The sequence below is a fragment of the Actinoplanes sp. NPDC049598 genome, from assembly GCF_040675435.1.
Lineage (GTDB): Bacteria > Actinomycetota > Actinomycetes > Mycobacteriales > Micromonosporaceae > Actinoplanes.
The window spans coordinates 201,647-208,378 of sequence record NZ_JBFAOX010000017.1; the positions used below are offsets into that span (position 1 = coordinate 201,647).

7 protein-coding genes are annotated in these 6,732 nt (G+C 67.6%); all 7 read right to left on the reverse strand.

Annotation, left to right across the window (positions count from 1 at the left end):
* Nucleotides 1-8: 8 nt before the first annotated feature.
* The gene (locus AB0J66_RS33360; RefSeq protein ID WP_364669235.1) at nt 9-1,511 is read right to left on the reverse strand and encodes a hypothetical protein; all 1,503 of its coding nucleotides are present in this window, start codon (nt 1,509-1,511) and stop codon (nt 9-11) included.
* Nucleotides 1,512-1,540: 29 nt separating this feature from the next.
* Nucleotides 1,541-1,939, reverse strand: a complete 399-nt coding sequence (locus AB0J66_RS33365; RefSeq protein ID WP_364669237.1) for a hypothetical protein — start codon at nt 1,937-1,939, stop codon at nt 1,541-1,543.
* Nucleotides 1,940-2,084: 145 nt separating this feature from the next.
* Nucleotides 2,085-3,188 carry an alpha/beta fold hydrolase gene (locus AB0J66_RS33370; protein WP_364669239.1) on the reverse strand — a complete coding sequence of 368 codons (1,104 nt, stop codon included), beginning with the start codon at nt 3,186-3,188 and terminating at the stop codon, nt 2,085-2,087.
* An 86-nt stretch (nt 3,189-3,274) separates the two neighbouring features.
* The gene (locus tag AB0J66_RS33375; RefSeq protein WP_364669241.1) at nt 3,275-4,459 is read right to left on the reverse strand and encodes a serine hydrolase; all 1,185 of its coding nucleotides are present in this window, start codon (nt 4,457-4,459) and stop codon (nt 3,275-3,277) included.
* Nucleotides 4,456-5,328: a hypothetical protein gene (locus AB0J66_RS33380; protein ID WP_364669244.1), complete on the reverse strand. Its 873-nt coding sequence runs from the start codon at nt 5,326-5,328 to the stop codon at nt 4,456-4,458. Before AB0J66_RS33380 ends, AB0J66_RS33375 begins: the two co-directional genes overlap by 4 nt.
* A gap of 116 nt (nt 5,329-5,444) precedes the next feature.
* A complete protein-coding gene (locus AB0J66_RS33385; RefSeq protein WP_364669246.1) occupies nt 5,445-6,317 on the reverse strand; it encodes a class I SAM-dependent methyltransferase in 873 nt (290 codons plus the stop codon).
* 230 nt (nt 6,318-6,547) lie between these two features.
* The coding region (locus AB0J66_RS33390) for a hypothetical protein (RefSeq protein WP_364669249.1) at nt 6,548-6,732 on the reverse strand (185 nt) is incomplete at its 5' end.

Genomic DNA, 6,732 nt, shown 5'->3' on the forward strand with positions numbered 1-6,732 from the left:
TGGCAGACCTAGTGTTCCGGCCCTTCCTCTTCTTCGGGTTCTTCGTCCTCCTCCGGCTCTCCCTCCGGGGCGACCCAGCAACGCGCGACGTCATCAACGACAGTGCGGATTCCGAACTCGAAGAATTGCAGGCGGCCACGGTCGAACGATTCTTCGTCGCGGAGCGGGAACCCGAGCAGGCCGACCAGTTCGTCGAGCTGGTCGGGCCGGTCGAAGCTGCCGCTGACCGCGATCGTGTTGGTGTGGCTCGTCCAGAAGACGGCGCCACCCTCGAAGAGCTGGCAGGCCATCTGGTCGAGGTCCGTGTGGAGTTCGTCGGTGAGCGGGAAGCCGAGCCAGCCGCCGGTCCCGCCCGCGCGCTCATGGAACTCGCCGATGCCGCCGCTCACGGCGTGTGGCTCGGCGCCTTCTCGCCAGGCGCGATAGACGGTAGCCCCGCCGACTTCGCCGCCCCAGCCGCCGGTGATGTCCTCACCGTAGGACCAGCGGCCCTCAAACCGTTGAAGGGTCCCCCGCGTCCCTTTCCGCGACTTCGCCGCGTCGTGGCGCGGTCCGACGGGAAAGCCCAACGGGCCGGCCGGTCCGTCCGAGCTGGTGTAGTAGCGGGCTATGCTGGGCGTCGACTCCGGCTCGTGAACCTTGGCCGAGAAGACGGCGATGCCACCGGTCTCTTCCGTCCACAGGATCAGGCCGCCCTGGAAGCGCTGCTGCCACCCGGTGGTTCCCTGCGGCGACGGGCCGGCCGGTGTCTCGTCCTCGACCGGGAAGCCCAATCGGTTCTCGGGGCCGCCCAGGAGCTCATAGTGTTCACCTACGCCGCCCCAGGTGCTGTGCCACCCGGAGGCGGGGGACCAATAGACGCTCGCGCCGTGGAGAAGACCCAGCTTCTGGACCACTTCGCTGCCGTAGTCCTGCTTGTCCTGGAAGCGTTGTACGACGTTCGGCGGCTCGACAGCGGTGATCTCGGCCGTGAGGGGAAAACCGAGCCGGCCGGCCGTGCCGCCCTGACGCTCGTGATACTCGGCGATGCCCCACCACATGGGCTGGGCGCCGGTCGCCGGGGACCAATAGACGACGCCGTGGTCGTACTTGGTACGAAAACCGGAGTCGGCGCCGTGGCGCTGCTCGGGCGCCGGGGCGGTCTCGAGCGGACCGGTCTCCTCTCCCAGCATGAGCTTGTGCCGCTTCCAGCACTCATGGATCGCCGCCGAAGCCGCGAAGGCAGGCACGAGAACGCCGGCTGCCCGGGCGGCATTCGCCACCTCGTCGTTGAGGTAGGGCACGGCCGCCACTGCCTTCCTCCCGTCGAGTTCGGCCAGTTCGGCCAGAACCTCGGCAGCGGTGCGGGGCCTGAGGTTGCACAGTCGGGTGGCGATATCACGGAACACAGTGACGCCGACCAGATCCCTCGCGATATATCGAGCGTGGACATCCGCGCCCGCGTGGTGGCCGCCGTGGACGGTGAGCGACTCGATCGAGTGCGCGTTGACGCCATAGTTGACGGGCGGCATCGGGTCGTGCTTGCCGGAAGCGGGTGACCCTAGTCCGCTGCCGGCCCGGCTGGGGGGAGCGGCTGCCCCTGGTTGAAGGTGACCGGCGCGTTGAACTCGCCGACCGCCCCGTGGTTGGTGCCTACGTTGATGCTGAAGCTCTTCGCCTTCTCCGGGTCGGCCGCCGCGAGCAGCCTTCGCGCCAGCGCAAGGACCTCTTCATCGTCGGCGGCACCGGAGGCGGTCAGCTCCTCGCCGATCCGGGCCTCCCAGACGCCGGGCTCGGTCTCGTCGGTCTCGAGCGCCTGGCGCGCCTCGCCACGCACCCATGGCCGCAGCATCCGCTTCAACTCGGCGTAGGCATCCGCCACCGCCGCCGAAGCCGTGTCCTTCAACCCGGCGCCGGCCCCGGCCGCCAGCGCTGCCGCGACGATCTCCACTGCGGACATGATCACCCCTTGTCGATCGGCGACATCCTAACGACAACTGTCGGACAGACCGTTCGCTGTGCCTGTCGGGGGCGGGGTGGCGGCGTCCCGGGTGAGGGGGTCGAGCACCCGGGACGCCGCCATGGTGGGGTGGGCGGGTGGAGCGTCAGGCGAAGCGGGCCGCGATCCAGTCGGCGACCAGGGTGGTGCTCTGGAAGACGGCGCCGTCGTGGGTGGCGCCGTCGAGCTCGGTGTAGGTGACCGGCTGGCTGTAGGCGCTGAGCTGGGTGTTCAACGGGCCGGCGGTGAAGACGTACGGCACAGCCTCGTCGGCCGTGCCCTGCACGAGCAGGACCGGGGCGCTCGTGGCGCTCTGGCCGGGGTTGAGGTAGTGGGCCAGCTTGGTGACGACCGCGTCCGGCAGGGCCCCGCCGACCAGCAGCTCGTTCGCGGTGAGCGGGGCGAAGGCGTCGAGGATCTGATAGAGGCAGCCGCTCTGCAGGACGGACGTCTTGGCCTTGGCCGGCGCGGCGAGCAGGGTGTTCGGGTTGACGCTGGAGTCGACCGCCTGCAGTCCGTAGAGACCCATGACCAGGTAGCCCTGGGCCGCCGTGCCGGGGATGACCGGGGCGAACAGGTCGGCGTTGGAGACCGGGGCGATGGCCGCGGTGCCCTTGAGCACGAGCGGGCTGTCGTACGAGTTGGCGATCTGGTTGACGAACAGCGCGCCCTGACCGCCCTGCGAGTGCCCGTCCACCACGTACTGGGTGGTCAGGGCGGCATCGATCTTGCGCGCCGCTTTCACGCTGTCGATCAGGGAGCGGGCTTCGCTGTTGCCGATGAGGTACGGATGTGCGGTCGGCGTGCCGAGTCCGGGGTAGTCGGGCGCCGTCACCGTCCAGCCGCGCCGCAGCAGCTCGGCGATGGCGGCGCGGGCCTCGGGCCAGAAGACGGACTGGCTGGCCGAGGGGGCGCACTGGTCGGCCAGGCCGGTGGTGCCGTGGCCCCAGGCGACGATCTTGTTGTTCTTGCCGGTCTTGGGGGTGAGAACCAGGCCGGTGGCCGTGATGATCGTGCCGTTCACATTGGTCGTGAGGTAGGAGATCTTCTTTCCGGTCGCCAAGGGGGAGAGCTCGGCCGGAAGGGTGGCATTGGTGTTGGTGATGACGGTTCCGGCCAACAGGACGGCGCCCTGGGCGGGCGCGGAGACGAAGGAAACGGTGAGAAGGGCAACGGCCGCGATGGCGATCCGTCTCAGGGCAGGGTGCACCGATCGATCCTTTCGGGATTCGACAAAAAGGCAGGACGAGACCCGGGCCGCAAGGGGCTGCGGCCCGGAAGACTAAAGGGGAATTGCTAGCGTGTTATCGCGAAATGGTCGGCGACGCGGCGCAGGGCGGCGATGGTCTCGCGGTCGCGGCTCTCGTCGTCCTGGGTGGGCCAGGCGCTGCATTTCACGATGACCACGTCGGCCGTCGGGTCGACGTAGAGGTACTGCCCGTGCACGCCGAGGGCGGCGAAAGCCTGGAAGCACTCGGTGCCCAGGGTCCACCACTGGTTGGCGTACCCGTAGTGGTCGTAACCGGAAGGGCCCAGCGAACCCACCGCGAGCTGCGGCTGGTGGCTGCCGCGGCTGCGGCGCACCCAGTCGCGGGGCACGACCTGGCGGCCGTTGGCGAGGCCGTCGTCGACCATCAGCTGGCCGAGGCGAGCCATGTCGCGCGCGGTCGCGTTGAACGAGCCGGCGCCGATCGCGGTACGCGGCCGGGCCCGGGTGAGCCAGTAGTACGCGTCGCGGTCGGCGCCCAGATGACGCCAGAGCCGCTCCGACGCGTACGCCGCAATGGTCTTGCCGGTTGCGGCCTCGAGGATCCAGCCGAGAACCTGCGCGTCGAACGTGGAGTAGTTGAAGCTCTCGCCGGCGGGCGCCCGGCGCTGGGCGCCCCGGACCACTTCGGTGAGATTGCCGCCGCCCATGACGGCCTGCTCGAATTTCTTGATGCCGCTGTCGTGCACTTCCCACGTTTCCAGATCGCCGACGCCGCTGCTCATGTCGAGCAGATCGGCGATCGTGTTCTCCTCGTAGGCCGTACCGGTGAAGTCGGGCCGGTAATCGGTGACCCGATCCTTCACGCTGCCGATCAGGCCGTCGTTCAGCGCTATTCCGAGCAGCAGCGACGTGACCGATTTGGAGATCGAGAACAATTGCATGCGGGTACGCGGGCCGGCGAAGGCACCCGGATAGCACTCGTGGACGATCGCGCCGTGGTGCAGCACGACGAAAGCGGTGGTGAAGGTGCGCCGGTGCAGGTCGGCCAGGCTGTAGTCGGCGTCCTCGAAACGGTAGGTCAGATCGAGCAGGTGCGGGTCGGCCGGCAGCGGCGAACGGAACTCGCCGCGCTCGACCCGCTCGGTCGGCATCAGCCAGTTCATGTGGGTGAACGTCCACTCGTTGAACGGCCGCCTCATGATCAGATCGCCCTGGCGGTCCCACCAGGAGGGTTCTCGTGCGGCCGCGGCCGGCTCGGTGGTGCTCGTCATCTCGGTTCCCCGTTCTCCGATGCGCCCTCGAACAGTTCACGGAGGGTGAGCCCGGACGGTTCATCGGCCGGCTCGAGGTAGCTGCTCATGATGCCGAGAATCGCCATCCCCAACAGGTTCTCCTCCACGACCCCCGCTCCGGGATCACCCATGTGGCGGACAGCGAACCCCTCGAGGATCGCGGCGATGATGTTCGTGAACTGCTCGATCGTGATCCCCTTGCGCAGCTGCAGGCCGCGCGAGGTGATCGTGGTGTCGTAGATCTTCATCCACGGCTCGAGGGCGCCGCGGTAGTTGTTGGCGATGGCCGTGTGGATGCCGTCGTTCCGGTCGGCCGTGGCCGCCATGATCAGCTGCAACCGGAACAGCGGCATCCGGCAGATCGTCATGAGCTCCTGATACGCGGAGCGGTAGACCGCGTCGACGAAGCTGACGTCGTCGACCAGCCAGTCGCCGCGGGTCTCCATCTCGGCGCCGTACTGCGGGTCGTAGCTCGCCGCGTGCAGCAGGAAGGTCAGCAGGTCGTTCAGGTAGTCGTCGTGGCTGGCCCAGGTCGAGCGGTACGGCCCGGCGCCCTTCTGCCGCAGGAACGGCGGATCCAGCTCGGCCACCTCACGCGACAGCGCGCGCTCGGTCAGAAAGCTCAGCCCTGACCAGTACTGCTTACGGCCGTCCCCGTTGGGCGTGACCCGCGGGCCGGCGCCGAGGTTGCGCTCGACCAGGTTCGATCCCGCCTTGAGGTAGGACGCGACCTTCAGCGAGTTCACCAGAGCGGCCCGGGTGGACTCGCGCACACCCTTGACCCGGGTGACGATTCCCGAAAAATCCAGACAGTATGGGTAGGGAAGATCCTTCTTTCCGTACGTCATGGAACTGATTCTGTCGTGGATTCGCGTTCCATCAAGTACGCGCGTGCGTAGTACTCGGAGGCTAGTCCTTTACCCGATTTCGAATGGTGAAACGGTGGCGGTGGGTAACTGAGTCATTACGCATTGAGTTCTTTCCATGCCCTCATGTACGCGACGGCGATCGTCCGCCGGACCGGGGTGCCCTCCAGAGCGGTCATCGCGGCGTCGAGCCGCTCCCGCTCGGCGACCGTCAGAGCGGCCTCGATCGCCTCGCCGTAGGTCGGGGCGAGAGGGTTCGGCGCGGTCCGCTTGAGCGCGGCCCAGTCGGTGAAGAGGTCGACGGGAACCTCGATCTGGGCGCGGTAATCGAGCTCGGTGGCGCCGAAACCCGCGTCCTGGGTCCAAATCAGCAGGTCGCGCTCGTCGAAGTCGACCAGGGCACTGTCGGTCGACAGGTCGCGGAAGCCGGCGCGGACCTTGGCGATCAGATCCGCCACCGCGGGGGCGCGCGGGACGCCGAAGAGGTCGTCCGGGCGGTGGATCGAGGAGAAGCGGTTGATCGGCTCGAAGATCGACAGCCGGCCGCCGGGCTTGAGGACGCGGTGGAACTCGGCGAAGGCTTCGGCCTTCCGGGTGCTGTAGATCAGCACAGATCTTGAGGTGATGACGTCGATGCTGTGATCGTCTAGCGCGGACAAATCGTGTATCTCGGACTGGACGAAGGAGCAGCGAGGGTCTTCTTCGGCCTGGCGGCGGCACTCGTTGAGCAGATCCTGCGAAATGTCGCTGAAGATCACGTGGCCGTGGGGGCCCAGGCGGGCCAGGGCGCCGAAGGCGATCAGGCCGGTGCCGCAGCCGACGTCCAGGACGGTGTCGTCCGGGTGGAGTTCGGCTCGGTCCAGTACGCCGTCGCGGTATGTAGCGAGGTCGGGGGAGTGCCGGGCCTGCACTTCCTCCGAGCCGCCGTCGCGCCTGGACAGGAGCCAGGTTGCCCATTTGTCGGTCGCCATCGGGTCACTCTCCTCCCTTGCGCGGTGGGGTGCTCCCCCCTCCGCGTCTCGCCTTGCTTGACCCCACCACTTCGGGCCACGGGGGGTCGATTTGGCGTTCGGCCGTGGGTGGAGTAATGTTTTCCGAGCCGCCAGGGAGACGGGCGAGCGAGCGGGACCCGCGAGGGGCCCGGAGCGGCCGTCCTGGAGGAAACCACAGATCTTGTTCGCGATGATTTGTGGTGCCCGCTTCAATCGGATTTGGGTTGCTGACCTGGATTTGGTGGAACGGGAAACGGCAGGTAATGTTTTGGGAGTGCCCCGGGGTGATTGACCGGGTAGCGGTTGTTCTTTGAGAACTCAACAGGGTGCTTGATAAGCCAGTGCCAATTAAGTAATACCCCGGCCGGCTGTCTCGTTAAGAGATTGTCTGGTG

Excerpts from the sequence above, each read along its gene's own strand:
- AB0J66_RS33365 (WP_364669237.1), bottom strand. The coding sequence starts at position 1,939 with ATGTCCGCAGTGGAGATCGTCGCGGCAGCGCTGGCGGCCGGGGCCGGC.
- AB0J66_RS33360 (WP_364669235.1), bottom strand. The coding sequence starts at position 1,511 with ATGCCGCCCGTCAACTATGGCGTCAACGCGCACTCGATCGAGTCGCTC.
- AB0J66_RS33385 (WP_364669246.1), bottom strand. The coding sequence starts at position 6,317 with ATGGCGACCGACAAATGGGCAACCTGGCTCCTGTCCAGGCGCGACGGC.
- AB0J66_RS33380 (WP_364669244.1), bottom strand. The coding sequence starts at position 5,328 with ATGACGTACGGAAAGAAGGATCTTCCCTACCCATACTGTCTGGATTTT.
- AB0J66_RS33375 (WP_364669241.1), bottom strand. The coding sequence starts at position 4,459 with ATGACGAGCACCACCGAGCCGGCCGCGGCCGCACGAGAACCCTCCTGG.